At 57.0% G+C, this 13,491-nt stretch carries 16 protein-coding genes; all 16 read right to left on the reverse strand.

Annotated elements, in window-relative coordinates:
- Position 1 precedes the first annotated feature (1 nt).
- Positions 2–2,818 (reverse strand): phage tail protein, encoded by a 2,817-nt coding sequence (locus tag BTN45_RS08650; RefSeq protein ID WP_207587234.1) that lies wholly within the window; start codon positions 2,816–2,818, stop codon positions 2–4.
- 6 nt (positions 2,819–2,824) lie between these two features.
- Positions 2,825–3,229, reverse strand: coding sequence for a hypothetical protein (locus BTN45_RS08655; RefSeq protein ID WP_207587236.1), 405 nt, complete (start codon positions 3,227–3,229; stop codon positions 2,825–2,827).
- Positions 3,230–3,233: 4 nt separating this feature from the next.
- Positions 3,234–3,821, reverse strand: a complete 588-nt coding sequence (locus tag BTN45_RS08660) for a DUF2163 domain-containing protein (RefSeq protein ID WP_207587238.1) — start codon at positions 3,819–3,821, stop codon at positions 3,234–3,236.
- 270 nt (positions 3,822–4,091) lie between these two features.
- Complete coding sequence (locus BTN45_RS08665; RefSeq protein WP_207587240.1) at positions 4,092–4,745, reverse strand: hypothetical protein; 654 nt, start codon at positions 4,743–4,745, stop codon at positions 4,092–4,094.
- Entirely contained in the window at positions 4,738–7,029 is a 2,292-nt protein-coding gene (locus BTN45_RS08670; protein WP_207587242.1) for a hypothetical protein, read from the reverse strand. The genes BTN45_RS08665 and BTN45_RS08670 overlap by 8 nt, the downstream gene beginning before the upstream one ends.
- A 4-nt stretch (positions 7,030–7,033) precedes the next feature.
- Positions 7,034–7,330, reverse strand: coding sequence for a hypothetical protein (locus BTN45_RS08675; protein WP_246751630.1), 297 nt, complete (start codon positions 7,328–7,330; stop codon positions 7,034–7,036).
- 20 nt (positions 7,331–7,350) lie between these two features.
- Positions 7,351–7,704: a hypothetical protein gene (locus BTN45_RS08680; RefSeq protein ID WP_207587245.1), complete on the reverse strand. Its 354-nt coding sequence runs from the start codon at positions 7,702–7,704 to the stop codon at positions 7,351–7,353.
- Entirely contained in the window at positions 7,704–8,141 is a 438-nt protein-coding gene (locus BTN45_RS08685) for a phage tail tube protein (RefSeq protein ID WP_246751631.1), read from the reverse strand. The genes BTN45_RS08680 and BTN45_RS08685 overlap by 1 nt, the downstream gene beginning before the upstream one ends.
- A complete protein-coding gene (locus BTN45_RS08690) occupies positions 8,138–8,509 on the reverse strand; it encodes a DUF3168 domain-containing protein (RefSeq protein WP_207587247.1) in 372 nt (123 codons plus the stop codon). The genes BTN45_RS08685 and BTN45_RS08690 overlap by 4 nt, the downstream gene beginning before the upstream one ends.
- 9 nt (positions 8,510–8,518) lie before the next feature.
- Positions 8,519–8,953: an HK97-gp10 family putative phage morphogenesis protein gene (locus BTN45_RS08695; protein ID WP_207587249.1), complete on the reverse strand. Its 435-nt coding sequence runs from the start codon at positions 8,951–8,953 to the stop codon at positions 8,519–8,521.
- Complete coding sequence (locus tag BTN45_RS08700; protein ID WP_246751632.1) at positions 8,953–9,285, reverse strand: phage head closure protein; 333 nt, start codon at positions 9,283–9,285, stop codon at positions 8,953–8,955. The genes BTN45_RS08695 and BTN45_RS08700 overlap by 1 nt, the downstream gene beginning before the upstream one ends.
- A gap of 2 nt (positions 9,286–9,287) precedes the next feature.
- The gene (locus BTN45_RS08705; protein ID WP_207587251.1) at positions 9,288–9,584 is read right to left on the reverse strand and encodes a head-tail connector protein; all 297 of its coding nucleotides are present in this window, start codon (positions 9,582–9,584) and stop codon (positions 9,288–9,290) included.
- A gap of 9 nt (positions 9,585–9,593) precedes the next feature.
- Positions 9,594–9,881 carry a hypothetical protein gene (locus BTN45_RS08710; RefSeq protein ID WP_246751633.1) on the reverse strand — a complete coding sequence of 96 codons (288 nt, stop codon included), beginning with the start codon at positions 9,879–9,881 and terminating at the stop codon, positions 9,594–9,596.
- Between the two features lie 63 nt (positions 9,882–9,944).
- Entirely contained in the window at positions 9,945–11,333 is a 1,389-nt protein-coding gene (locus BTN45_RS08715; protein ID WP_246751634.1) for a phage major capsid protein, read from the reverse strand.
- Positions 11,334–11,344: 11 nt separating this feature from the next.
- Positions 11,345–12,052: a head maturation protease, ClpP-related gene (locus BTN45_RS08720; RefSeq protein WP_246751635.1), complete on the reverse strand. Its 708-nt coding sequence runs from the start codon at positions 12,050–12,052 to the stop codon at positions 11,345–11,347.
- 157 nt (positions 12,053–12,209) lie between these two features.
- Positions 12,210–13,490: a phage portal protein gene (locus tag BTN45_RS08725; protein ID WP_281434733.1), complete on the reverse strand. Its 1,281-nt coding sequence runs from the start codon at positions 13,488–13,490 to the stop codon at positions 12,210–12,212.
- Between the last annotated feature and the right edge of the window lies 1 nt (position 13,491).

The following is a 13,491-nucleotide window of genomic DNA, read 5'->3' on the forward strand; positions in this document are numbered from 1 at the left end:
ATTACCTCTTGAAAGTGTAAGCGACCAATTCCATCCCGCTCCATTCACTCGATCCACCGCCGCCAAATTCAACGCGGAAGGTCGTCTGTGTTCGACCGGAAGGAGGGGTAAAAAGCTTAGACCAAGTAACTATTTGCCCCGCCCCCGGCGAGGAGTATTGTGCGAGCACGCCCACGGAGGCGAGGACCTGCCCTCCGGTCTGATCGCGCAATTCCACCGCCGTTTGGAGTGAAGTGTTGGGGGCACTGGTACGAAGCAGCCCCCTAAATTCCACCTTGATTTTCGGTGAGCCTACTCCGTGATTTGCAACAATGTTGAGGAAAACACTCGATCCTGAAACAGTCCCGCTCTCCGCAAACTCGATGTTTGTGATCGCCCCAGGATCAATGTTAGATGTCCCAACTGTCAACGTCCCGATATAGGCATTTGAGATATCGACGTTGCCCAGCACGCTCGACAAGGCGGAGAGCTGGTTGACCTTGACCTCATCCAGATAAAGAACGCCAGACTGGAATACGAACGGACGCTTTATAGTGGCGTCGTCATCGCTCACCATTACGACCTGACCGGCCTTCATGATGATGCGCGTCGGATTGGCTGGGTTCGACGGCACGTCCATGAGGAACGACGCCGATCGATAGTTCTCATCATTGACGGCTGCCGTGATGCCGTAGCGCGCCGAGTAGCCAACTGGAGCCGCAACCGCAGCCCAAGCGATGTTGATTGATGCGGTATTGCCGCCCAGCGCCGCCGTCAGGCTTTCCACCTTGCCGGCGACGGCCATGGTTTCATTCACGGCGAGCTGGAAATCTTCTCGATATTCAGCGCGAGCCGCGCCAAGCTCCACAGACAGTTCTCTGGCGAGATTGCGGGTGTCCTTATAGGCAACCGTCGCCAATTCCATCATGCCAGCTATGAGGCCGTCTATGGCATCCTGTGCGGTTCTGGTGCTGTTGCGCAGCCACCCAAGGGCATCCTCGATGTTCGACAGATCAATGTCGGCATAAACCGTCTGATTGCCGGTAATATTGGCCGAGGTGACCCATGGCGTCCACGTTTTGAACCGGTCAGGAACCGTACGAATGGTGGCCCGAGCGTTATAGAAAACACCCGAAATCACATCCTTAGATGTCCGATATTCTCCGGCCTCCGGGTCTTTACAAACGTCGGTATATACCGTCGTCTCACCGCTGATGCGGTATTCGAACACGACCTCAACGATTGACGGGTCTTGTGGCGAATCCCAGATGAACCTAAGCGCGGGGGTCTGAAACCCTTCGGCACCTTCGATCATGCCGGTTTCAATGGCGAAGTTCTGGACCGTCGTCAGAATAGACGGGTTAATCGGAGGCGTCGGCGGTATGACTACCGGGCCCGGATCAATCCCGCCATCATCGTAGATATCCGCGCTGGTCTCTGAAAGCCTCAGCGTGATGTTGAAGCTCTCGTCGCACAGCCATTCCGAAATCATCCACGTGCGTCCGTTCCAGACGACCCATTCACCCTCCTGCACCTTCAGGCCTACCCGTAGGCTGACAGGAAGAGAAGCGGTGCCGCCCATCCGGTTCTGTCGATACCGGATCGTGAGCAGATACTGCGCAATGTCTGGATCGGTGACCTGCAAGAAGTCGTTGCTGGTCTGCCGGTTGCGACCGTCGGCCGCCACATCTGCGTTCGAATAGACCGGCTTCAGGCTCTGAGGGTTCCACTGGTCATCAATCGACAGGAACTGACCGGAGAGATGGTTATACCGCTCGAATGCAGACTTGCGGAACTGGAATTCGCTGTCTCGACCTATATCGAGGTCGTCTTTCGTGATCTCGAGAACCGGAATCTGAGGCGCTCCGGCGATGACGCCAGACAGCCCACGACGGTTCAGGCCGTAGCCCGCCATCGCGTCCTCGAACTCTTTCAGAACCTCCGTATGGTCGTCGCTACCGTTGACCCACAATCCGCACTGATACGTCGGCTTGCCATTCTTCGCCGTGTCGGAGACGTTCATGGCGACGAAGTACGTCGACAGGTCCAACTGGCCGAGTGACTTGCCCTCACCTATCAGCGTGCGACCGGAGTTCATCGCCCGAAGGCCAAGCTGATAATTCAGGCGGTGCACAGCGGGGTTGCGAGTGAAGACCCATGTTGCGGGATCGTTGATACGCTGTGGCCCAGAGCCGCCGGCAACAGTCGAATCCTTGCGCGGGTCATACTCACGCAAGCCACGGAGTACCCATTCGAAATCGGGCTTCCCTTTTTCAAAGACGGAACTGTCGTAGAGGCGCTCGACCACGACATAGCAGAGGCCCGCGTTTACGCTGGTGCTCTTCCATGTGTTGCCGACCGTAGCCGTATCCGAAACGAGCTTTGCGTCTACTGGCTGCCCGGGTCGACCGTCGTAGAACCGGACCGACACCTTATCGCCAAAACCATCGACATGATAATGAGCCGCCTCGCCGCCGACATTGCCGACCTGGATCAGTCCACGTCGTTCGCCGTATGCATAGCAATAGTTTTCGAGGCCATCACACCAGCCGTTAGCCAGCACGAAGACGTCGGCATTGTACTTATTGCCCTGTCCCCACTTCGCATAATAGATGCGCTGTCCCTTGGTCTTACCAGTGCCATAGAGAGCTTGGACATCGATGTCGCCGCCATACTGCGTTTCGCCTTGGACCGCAGTGTAGGAACGCTTCTTAGGGCGCTTCAGGTAGCTGAATGCGAGACTGGCGCCAAAGGCAAGTGCACCGCTGATCAGTGTGCCGAGAATGCCACCACCAAAAAGAGAGGCTATTCCGGCAGCAATCAGTGAGAAAATTGCCATTGACGATTATCCGATATGAAAGGCTGCGATAACTTCCCCGAGGCCGTAATCCTGCCGGCCGTCCGGTGTTTTTGTGACGAATCGAGTTCCGAGGCAGATGCCGACATGCTCGGCGCCATCAGCGAGACGAAGAATAACGAGATCGCCCAGCCTTGCCTCTGCAGCGCCCTTAGAGGGCTGATCCAGTTCGGCCTCGAAGAATGTCACCAGAGACTTGTGTTTGCGCTTCCTGAGGGCTCTCTGAGCGCCTGCGAGCGTCTTGTAGCTGCCGATATACTTCTTGGCCGTCTCCGCGCCTGTAAGCGCATCGATCATTGCGCAGCCCAAGAAGAAGCAGTCGGCTGTGCCATAGGCATACGGCTTCGCCAGCTCCGCGGTTAGCGTAGCTTCGACAATACGGAAACGGTTCATCTGGTCAGCCTTGCCTCTGGCCCCATTCCTCAGGAATGCTGGCATTGGTGGCCACGTATTCGAGGCCGGTGTCTGTCGGGCTATTGTCGAATTGCTGTTCTGCGATCGATCGCTTGACGCCCGTGGAGCCGCGCGCCGAGCGCCCCGGAGGCTGCAGGTCGATCTCCATGGTCAATGTGCGCTCCGAGCCCGATACGGCACCCTTGTTGTAACGCACCTGGTCGATCTCGTAGATGGACGATGCGAGGATACCCAGAACCACATTTGTATCCGGCACGCCGCATAGGTGAGCGATGATGACCGGCGAGTTTTGATATTGAAACTCCTCGATCCTCGCCACCGCGTCGTCAGGATCGGTGACGGGGATATCCGAGAACGTGATGGTGCGCGTCGTGACTGCCGTACCAACCGCCGACGTCATGCTGCCGATACCCAAGAACCGGTTCGGCAGATACAGGAGGCCGTTGTATGTGTAGGACCGGCCGCCGCGATGATAACCCACCGTTTTCCCGGGGAGATCGAAGCGGATCAGGTCGAGGCGAGCGATCCTGCCTTTTTCAAGCTGCGCTGTGACTACGGGATCAAGGCTCATCGCACCGCCTCATTATAGCATCAGCGATGGCAATTGCCGTCGACACCGACATGTAGTGCGGTCCCATCTGCTGCAGGGCTCTTATGGCGCATGCTCTGCGCTCCGCTAAAACCGGGTCCCGCGTGTCCTCAGGGATAACCGAATTAATCTGCCCTATTTTTTCCTCGACCCTTGGCCTAACATGCTCAAACGGATCGAAATTTGCCGCGCTGTATCGGATATCGACATAGCAGGGAGCGTCCGAAGCGGCTAACGTTTCTGGGGTATCTCTCATGATACGAAGACCTCCGTCGCGCTGAATGATGGTTCCCGACTCTCCCACCCCTTTTCACCGGAGTAGCTGTCCGGGTCGATCTGCATCGTACATGACGGCTTTTCAAAATGTACTGTCGCGCTCGACGTGAAATGCCCCCTGTCGACTGGATGGCGCACGTTGAGCGTAACAAATCCGTTCACGTCGGACGTAGCTGCCGCAATGACTCGATGGAGCGAACGCTTGAGAATCGACATCCGAAGCTCGACATAGTCCCCTGGGGAGAATACGAACGCTGCAGGCAGGCCGCCAACGTTCAACTGGGTCGTGCCGGTAATAGCTTGCAAGAAGCCATCACCGCTAAATGCGCCGCCACCAGCCTTCGTTCCGGACAGCGGGGAACCCGTATCCATGGCGATCGGCCGTGGGCGAAACACATCGTAGCCGAGGAATGTCTCACCGTCGTCACCGGCCTGCATCATGAAGGCATCCATCAGGCCGAAGCTGTCTTTTTCGAGCCAGGTTGCCTGATAGGACGCCCTCCAGTACGAGGTACCAAACGATTGAGATTCTGTCCGGCGCCCTTCCATCCGGTTGGTGCTGCGAGGCTGCACCGGATCGAACGTGCATTTCCTCCAGCCAACAGCAGGAAGCGTGATAGGATCAACCATTCTGCGCTTGTCCGTTCTGATAAAGGTTTTGTTGGCTCTTGTTGTTTTGCGCGACTACAGCCGTCGAAACCTTTATGGCTTGGCTTCTCGCCACTTCGTTGACATAGGCCTGCAGGTTACCGTTCTGGTCGACGCCGACGACGACACTTACAGTCCCACCAACTCCTCCGCCGTGAAGAGTTTGCCCCGGCTTGGTGATATCGACTCGCTCATTCGGAGATTTACGGAACATTACGAGCTGGCTATCAATTCCACCCGCCCCACCAGGAAGAATGCTTCCGCCCCGTGCAAAGCCGAAGATTTTTCCCAAGCCCGAAAAAAGGCCATCCAGAAGCCCGCCGCCAGAAGCGCTCTTGGATCCGCCCCCAAAGAGGCTTCCTGCGGAGAACAGCGCATCAACCAACTGCGTCTGGATCCGATCAGCAATTTTTCCGATAACGTTGAGCGCTGCGTTTCCAAACGACTTCCAAAGACCTTCGCCATTTTCAATGCCCTGCCGGAAGCCCGACAGGAAACCATTGGTGGCATCCTTCGCAAAATCCAATGCGTCCCGCATTTTCGTCGTTGCGACTTCTATTCCCGCCATCGACGCGGCAAGGCCGGTGAGCTCTGCTCGCTGAGCCGACGAAAGTTCTATGCTCCGTTGCTGGGCCATATTGAGCAAATCCGTCTGATACTGGAGCGCGGCAGCAGCCTCCTCCGTCAGGCCGATCGCCTGTTGCTCTGCTTTGAGGCTCGCGATACGCCGGTTGGCACGATCAACGATCTCAGAGTATTTCTCCGCCTCGGTCTTGCCGCGTTTCTTTCCTTCACTACCGGATCCGGCGGCCAACTCCTTATTCACACCGCCGATCGCGTTGCCAAAATTGACGGCGGCAGGAGTCGCACCCTCGAACGCTTTCCCCAGTTGACCGATATAATCGTGGTTGAGCGCCGCATTCACTGCGGCATTTCTCTGATCGACCGCCCCGGAAAGCGCATCAGCAAAGGGATTGGTGATCTCGTCGACAGTCGCTCCGTCCGTCGCTAGCGCTCCAATACTTACGCCGGGAATATTGTTGACGGCAGAAATAAGATCGTTCACGGCCATTTTCGCGCCGTTCACCATATCATTGACGACCTTGATAACCAGGTTAGCCGCACCGATTACCGCAGCTCCAATGATATTCGGAAAGCTCTGCCATACGAACTTTATGTCTTCGAAAGCAGCAACAAACGATCCGATGACGAAATTCGCGGCATCCTTTGCGATTTGAACAACGTCGCCGCCAAGAGCCTTCTGGATCTCATCGCGGAAATGATAGATGGCAACCACTGCCGCCGCAATCCCCACGGCAAGCGCCCCAAGAGGATTGGAGACGATGGCAGCGGTGAGCAGCCGGATCGCGCCGACTAGGCCAGATCCAATCGCTACAGTGAGACTGCCCACGGCGGACAGGATTACAGGCGAGAACATCGCAACCAGTGCGCCACCGGCCACCGCAGCATACTCAGCGACCGTCGGCAGATACCGGATCAGATCGCGCAACGCCTTCGAAAATGCATCGATACCGCCACCTATCACGACGAGTGCCGGCGCCAGCGAAGCGACAGCAGCAAGAGCCACGTCGCTGATCGCTTGCCCCACATTCCGTACAGACTGATTGAAGCCGCGCAGCTTCTCACCCGTTTCCTTGGAGATGACCGAGGCACCCTCTCCTAGTTTCCTGAACCCTTCGCCGCCTTTCTCCAGCAGCGGGATAAGCGCGGTCGCATCAGAGGCCATGGCCTCAAGATAGAAGGTCATCTGCTGCTGATTGGCGCCAGCCTTTTTGAGGCTGTCATAATACAGCTGCAGGGCCTGCGGTCCCGACAGATTCTTGAATGCATCAGCCGTCAGGCCGACCTTCGGAGCGATATTGTCGAAGAAGTCCTTCATCGGACCACCGCCGGTCTGATTGAAGTCACCAATCCGGTCGTTCACATCCTTGAAGATATCAGCAAGCTTGTCTCCCTCGATACCGACCGAGCGGGCGGCAAACTCAAGGCGCTGGAAATCCTCGAATGTCGTATTGGAGATCTGGGCGCGCTTTGCGATATCGTCGACTGCACTCAAGGTGCTGCCGAGAGCGACAGCGAGACCCGAAAGCGCCCCAGCTGCTGCGGCAGCTGCCGCAACGAACGCGGTCTTGATTGCCGCACCGAACTTTCCGGCCTGCGCCTGGGCGCGCTTTGAGCCCTCATCAAATTCTGCGGTATTTAGACCCAGATTGACGCGAAGCGCGCCGATGACAGCGTTCGTCATGTTTCTACCTGTTCTTTCGATTGGGAGATCCGAGCCATCCGCGTACGACCGCCTCTATCTGCTCGGACGACATCCTTCGCCCAGTCGGTTCCGGGGGACCACCAATCAGCTTTTCCAGTTTGGTGAAGCTGGTGGATTTTTCCGGAGCATAGGCCGTCAGATAGGCCGTGTGCCACGCAAGAAAGAGATATTCATCCCGCTCCCGTTTTCGGGCACTTGTCACACCTTCGATGACAAGACTGACCTCATAGAGCGTCAGGTCCCAGAACAATTCATAGGTTTGTCCGGCCTCGATCCACAAAGAAATCAGCGACGGCCAGTCTACCCAGCCGTCGCTTTCCTGGGGCGGACATCACCGCCCTTCGGAGCCTTTGGCTGCATCAGTTGGAAAGCTTTACCTAGAAGCGTGCCGGCTTTCTCATGGCCGATCTCATCAATAATGTCATCACATCCTTCAATGGTGATATCGGGGTGATGCTGGATCAGGGCGGCGTGGAAAACCTGCGTCAGCAGCGAGATCGACGCGGTTTCGCTATTGGACAACTCCTTCCCGACTTGCGGAAAGGACTTCCCAGTTTCATTTTCGACGTGGCGAATAGCGCCGTTTCCGAGCTTCAGCTTCCAGTCTTTTTCCAGCGCCTTGAAGCCGACTTCTCCTCTAATGTCGTTTGCCATTACGCAGCCGTCCCCCAGGTTTCGGCGCCAGAGACAGCAACCGTGATGGTTGCGGTCATGCGATCGTCAATCGGTATCGCCTTTGAAAAGCCGATGATGCTCGCTTCATAAGTAACCGTGACGCGCGGGTCAGCACCTGGGAACGTGATGCGGTGATTGACGTTCTCGCCGGACTCGAAGAGTTCGCGCAGCATCACGTCGGTATCACTGCCAGGGACCCAGTTGATTTCGAAAGAAGCTTCGCCGTTGTCGATCAGTCCGGAAATGTATTCGCGGCGACGGTTCGGGCTCTGCATATGAGTGGCATCGATGCGATCGGCAGTTGCTTCGCCGGGCGTCACGTTGATGACTTCAGCCACCTCGACGAACGCCGGCGTCGTCAGGCTCTTGTCCCAGATTTCATAGATTGTGCCATAGCCAATGCGGGCGTCGGTCATGATGGTTCTCCATAGTGGATGATAACGTCGATGGAATTGCGAAAGAGATTATTGACGTCTCCCGCATCTGCGGCAGGAAGGTCTCTCTCGCTTTCGATGAAGACCGCCTGTATCGGACCGGACACGTGGCCGGAAAGAATGCCCTTGATCTGTCGTGAAACCGCTGTCACCTCAGTATAGGTGTTTGCATAAACATCGATCTGGACACGGATTGGCACATATCCGGACGCGCCTTGCATATGATAATTCTCAGGCGCGCTTATCACCTGAAGCAGGACGTAGGGCCGCGCGGCCGTCTGAGGAGCGCGCACCCAATATCGCCTTCCGCCAGCGACAGGCGCCAGCAGGCTCGCCAATAATTCCTGCATGGGTCTTCCCTACTTCTTTCGGGCCAGTCGGCGTGCTGCCTTCTCGATATGAAACCAGAGAGAGTTGGCAATGCGGTTCAACGTCGGCACTTTTTCCGCATCCCACGCCGGGCGCATAAACGGTTGGGCGCCATGACGCTCATTTCCGAACTCCTGCTGCACGCCGGCAGGATTGTTGGTGCCAACGAACATTTCCTGAAATGACGGGGTGACCTCGTCACGATGGAGCGAGCGTTGACGAGAATTCAACCGTGTCGAGACATCGATACTGTCGTAAAGATGATACTCATCACGGGGTGCAAGCTGTCTGGCGGCGCGCGCCATAGGCTCGGCGGCATCCCGCAGGACATCGCGAGCGACCTTCTTTCCGACTGATCGAGGGAGAGCAGAGAGAGCCTGATCGAGCTCCTTCAGGCCGTCTATGGTCACTGTCTGCTTTGCCATTAATCCACACTCGTGATTGCGGTAATCTCAAGGAAGCGGTTTCGCCCCTCATCAGCCTGCTTGATGCCGATGATATTCCAGATCTTGTCGTCATGGTGAACGCGATCGGTCGGCGCAATCCTGCGCGCGGCAACACTCGACCTAATGACGAAGCGGCTCATCAGCGTTGCGCCAGCCTGACCAGCAGCAACTTTTTCGCCATCGCTAACGTCCCGACGCCTAGCCCAAACGGTCGCAAGATCGGACCAAGTTTGGATAGGCTCATTGAATTCATTGATCGCATCTGTCGCTCGCTGGAAAGTAACACGACGATCGAGATCACCGGCCTCCATGATCAGACCCTCAACCAACGATATGGATCAATGAGAGTAGCGCTAGCCTTTGGGAGAGGCGCCGACCCCATTCGACTCTCGTACATCGCTGCAACATACATCAGGGCAGCGACCTTGAACGTTGCCTCTTTGCCGAGAGGCACCAAAGAGAGATTACAGTATTGAAGAACCGCAGCCTCCGCAGCGCTCATGTAAGCCTCAATGAGAGCGTCGTCGTCCGTAACGTCAACGCGAAGATGCTGTTTCACCTCATCGAGGGTGTACAGCGGCCCGGTCGTGAGGACGACGACATTTCCCATGGTATCAACCTACTCGCTGGCGTTCAGGTTTTTCGAAACGGCTTCCTGACCCGAAATCGTCGGGTCGTTGAAGTCGATGCGGTTCTGCGTTTCCGATGTGCCCTTGCGCGGGTCTGCGTCCACAGCGACATGCGCAGGATCCACATCGGGAACCGTCTGGTTTGGTGCGCCGGAGGGAGAAAACTCCGTTGCTGGACTGATGTTCGCCGGGGCGTTTTTATCCGTCTTGGCGGTGGGCGCCTTTGCCACGGTTTTGACCGTGGTAGCGTTGCCCGTCGATGTCTTTTTGGTAGTCATCTCGCTATCCTCTGTTGAAGCCAGAATGGAAGGCGGCAGATTTCGCTGCCGCCAGTGCCGCAATTACGGGTTCGCTGCGATCTTCAGTGCGCGCATGGGCTCGGGGTTGTACACACCACCACCAACGCGCTTCGTGGTGTAGAAGTGAACGAATGGCTTGTTGGTGAAAGGATCACGCAACACACGGATGCCGACACGGTCAACGACCAGGTACGTAGCCTCCATGTCGCCGTAGAGCGCTGCGATCGCGTCCGCCGCAACGTTCGGCATGTCAGGGATCTCAACGATCGATTCCCCGGCGAGCGTGGCAGGCTGGCCGGCTGCGAACGAAGGCTGCCACAGGTAGTTACCCTGGCCATCCTTCAGCTTTCTCATCGATGCCTGCGCAAGCCGACCCGTAAAAAGCTTGGCATTCTGCCGATAAACGGCCGGGATCGAATAGAACAGGTCGATGAACCCATCCGAGGTGAGTGCCGCAGCGGAACCGCTGTTGATCACTTGAATGGCACCCCATGGATGGCGGGCTGCATTTGCCGCACCAGTGACGTAGGTCAGGATGCCATGCGGCTTGTTGACGCCATCGCCCGAGAGGAAGGCGATACCTTCCTGTCGGGCAAACTCGGTATCGACTTCCGCACCCAGCCATTCTTCCAGGTTGATCGCTGAGTCGTCGAGCAGCTGCTGAGAGATCGCAGGATTGGCGTAAATTTCGCCAAGAGGGAAATCCAGCTGTCCGATCTGCGGCGTGGAGGTCGCAGGACGGGCCGCCGTTTCACCGACCCAACCAGAACCGACCGCACGATCCGTGAAAAGCTTCTTGAAGCCGGCGCCAGTGATCGAAATCACGCGGGCGTTTGCACGGATCGGTGAGACGAGTTTGAGTTTGCCCGTGATTGTCCGATCCCACTCGACCGGAGCGAGATAGCCGCCGTCCTCTGCAACACCCTTCGTCATTGCGGACTTGACGTCGCCCTTCCGCATATGGGCCTTGAAGGCGTCGACATATTCCGGATCTGCGGGAATGTCGCCGATGACGCCCGAGCCGATGTCAGCGGCCGCCAGTTTGGCGTTCAGATCGTCAATTGCCTTCTGGAAATTGGTCTGAAGGTCACCCACAGCAGAGTTGATCCGCTCAACCTTTTCGTTGACGACGACATCGTCAGTCTTAGCCTTGAGCTTCTCATCGTTCGCCGCCTTGAAGTCCTCAAAGGCTTTGGTGAGATCCGCCAGCATCTTTTTCGGGTCCGACGCATCGGCTCGTGGCGCTGCGGACACCGCACGAGGGCGAGCCATCAAGGGATCAGCAAGAGCAAACGCGCCGGCCACGAGAGCGGCAGGCAGAATTGCGGGAACCGACGCGGCAGCCTGGACGAGTTCGCCCATGGCATAAACGTTGGCAGCAGTCAGGCAGGCCGTGGCGACGATCGCCACGAGCATGAAAAATCGCTTCATCTCGAAGCTCCTTATGATTTGAGTAAAGCAGCGAGCGCGGCTACGCCGGCCCATTCGTCGCCAGCGCCCGGCGTGGCTTCAATGGCAGCGCCTGGCGTGCCCTTGATCTTGTTGATGCGGGCGCGCGCATCCGAACGCGTCATTCCCGCCGAAACGAGCGAAATCTCCGTCGCCCGCAGTTCGTTGATAGACTGGTCGGTCGCCTTGGCGTCTTCATCGACTGTCATCGCGTCCGAGGCCAGAAGGTTGTCGGCAAATCCTCGTTCGATCGCCTGAGATCCGGACATATAAGTTTCAGAATCCATCCACTTGGCGATTTCCTTAGGATCGCGACCTGATCGCGCCGCGTAGAGATCGACCATGGCCTGATCAAATGGTTCAAGCCACTCACTCGTCTCGCGCATATCATGTCGGTTACCGACAGCAACGACCCAGCAATTGTGAATCATGACAAAGGAGGCCGCCCCGATTTCGATTGTATCTCCGGCCATGGCGATGATGGACGCTGCGGAAGCGGCCATGCCCATGATCTTGACGGTGATAGGCTGCGAGTGCTCCCGAAGAACATTGTAGATCGCAATGCCCTCGAACATGTCGCCGCCAGGGCTATTGATCTGGACCTCAACAGGACGAGGACCAATCGCTCTGAGCTGCGCGGCGATCTTTTTCGCCGTCACGCCGCCGCCCGACCAATAGTCCTCGCCTATCGCCTCGAACATGGTTATTACGTTATCGCCTTGATCAACCGCGCGAACGCCGGCTGACTCTGCGGCCCACTTATCAAAGACGCTCGGTTTCGTCAGAGCCGAAACGTCACGATTTGCCGGGATCGGCAACGCGCCTGGTCTGGCCTTGGCGAACACGCGAGGGGAAGGACTACGCTTCATTTTCGCTTTTCTCCTTTGGAACGGCGGAACTCGCCGTGCCTTTACTGACCGTGTCTCCATCTGGCGTTTCCGGATAATCAGAAAGGTCGCGCACCTCATTCTGCGTGAGCCAGCCAGGTGCACCGCCGGAACCAAGCGCTTTGGCAAAAAAGTCGGCCTGATCTTTCATTGAGCCGCGAAGCAGCGCGCCTGGATTGAATTTTGCGGAGTAACGATCCCGCTCACTCTCTTCGAGGAGGCTGCGCTCCGCCGCTTGTTGCCAGCTTTCGAACCATGGCCCGAGCGCATATTGAACAAAGAAACGCCCAAGGGCCTCGATACCAGATCCCCAGCTGGTCTCATCAACCATCAAAAGAGGTCGGGGGACGCCGGTAACACGAGCAATTTCCTCGACTTGCATCTTGCGGGCTTCAATCAACTGCGAATCTTTGGCGTTGGTATCGCGCTTGCTGTATTTCAGACCCTCCTCAAGGATCATGTTCTTACCGGCGTTTTCCGCGCCCTCTTTTTCGGCAAGAGAGGCTTTCAGACGCTCGAACGCTTCATCCGAAAGCTTGCCGGGATGTTCGAGCGCTCCGCCAACCATGGAGCCGTTCTTGAATATACGCGCAGCAGCAAGCTCAGCGGAAAGAGCAATACCGATTGCATCTCTGGCCTGTTTGACGAGCGAGATACCGTTGATGCCGTCGATGGAAATTCCACGGAGGTGGAAAATCTCCTCACCAGCATAAAGTTTCTGGCCGCCCGACTTGGGCTGATATCGGTAGTTGACTGACCAGTCCGGGTTCTGGATGGGTGTCGTTCTTTCCGGATCCAGCGGGATGAGGCGAGAAACAGCGCGGCGGCCTGTTTTGATGTTCTGGTTCTTGATGATCAGGGCATAGGCGTTTCCGTGAGCCAAGGCCCGAAGCTGCATCAGCACCCTAAAATCGAATGCTGTCTGCCAGTTGTTGGGCTGGCGGTGAAGCACGCGGTAGAGAGGATGATCTGTTGCCTTCTCCTTCGTGGCTTCGTCGATCAGCTGAAACGGCAACATCCCGATCGCGTTCGATATCAGGCTGAAAGCGCGAAACAGCGACGTATTGCGCATTGCAGTCTCGACCGTAACGGTCGCTCCAGACCCGGATTCGTGTCCTGTGCGGAGAAACTCCAGGAGCCTAGGATCATCGAGCGAGTACGTGACGTAGCCCTGCCCGCCAGAGTCAGCACGAGGCTGAGAAACTTCGGCTTGAGGAGCCGACGAACCAAACAGTTTGCTGAATAAACCCACG

Source organism: Rhizobium sp. ZX09, from assembly GCF_017357485.1.
GTDB lineage: Bacteria > Pseudomonadota > Alphaproteobacteria > Rhizobiales > Rhizobiaceae > Agrobacterium > Agrobacterium pusense.

Excerpts from the sequence above, each read along its gene's own strand:
- BTN45_RS08665 (WP_207587240.1), bottom strand. The coding sequence starts at position 4,745 with ATGGTTGATCCTATCACGCTTCCTGCTGTTGGCTGGAGGAAATGCACG.
- BTN45_RS08705 (WP_207587251.1), bottom strand. The coding sequence starts at position 9,584 with ATGGGAAATGTCGTCGTCCTCACGACCGGGCCGCTGTACACCCTCGAT.
- BTN45_RS08680 (WP_207587245.1), bottom strand. The coding sequence starts at position 7,704 with ATGGCAAACGACATTAGAGGAGAAGTCGGCTTCAAGGCGCTGGAAAAA.
- BTN45_RS08685 (WP_246751631.1), bottom strand. The coding sequence starts at position 8,141 with ATGACCGACGCCCGCATTGGCTATGGCACAATCTATGAAATCTGGGAC.
- BTN45_RS08695 (WP_207587249.1), bottom strand. The coding sequence starts at position 8,953 with ATGGCAAAGCAGACAGTGACCATAGACGGCCTGAAGGAGCTCGATCAG.
- BTN45_RS08715 (WP_246751634.1), bottom strand. The coding sequence starts at position 11,333 with ATGAAGCGATTTTTCATGCTCGTGGCGATCGTCGCCACGGCCTGCCTG.
- BTN45_RS08660 (WP_207587238.1), bottom strand. The coding sequence starts at position 3,821 with ATGAGCCTTGATCCCGTAGTCACAGCGCAGCTTGAAAAAGGCAGGATC.
- BTN45_RS08700 (WP_246751632.1), bottom strand. The coding sequence starts at position 9,285 with ATGGAGGCCGGTGATCTCGATCGTCGTGTTACTTTCCAGCGAGCGACA.
- BTN45_RS08655 (WP_207587236.1), bottom strand. The coding sequence starts at position 3,229 with ATGAACCGTTTCCGTATTGTCGAAGCTACGCTAACCGCGGAGCTGGCG.
- BTN45_RS08690 (WP_207587247.1), bottom strand. The coding sequence starts at position 8,509 with ATGCAGGAATTATTGGCGAGCCTGCTGGCGCCTGTCGCTGGCGGAAGG.
- BTN45_RS08650 (WP_207587234.1), bottom strand. The coding sequence starts at position 2,818 with ATGGCAATTTTCTCACTGATTGCTGCCGGAATAGCCTCTCTTTTTGGT.
- BTN45_RS08670 (WP_207587242.1), bottom strand. The coding sequence starts at position 7,029 with ATGACGAACGCTGTCATCGGCGCGCTTCGCGTCAATCTGGGTCTAAAT.
- BTN45_RS08720 (WP_246751635.1), bottom strand. The coding sequence starts at position 12,052 with ATGTTCGAGGCGATAGGCGAGGACTATTGGTCGGGCGGCGGCGTGACG.
- BTN45_RS08710 (WP_246751633.1), bottom strand. The coding sequence starts at position 9,881 with ATGACTACCAAAAAGACATCGACGGGCAACGCTACCACGGTCAAAACC.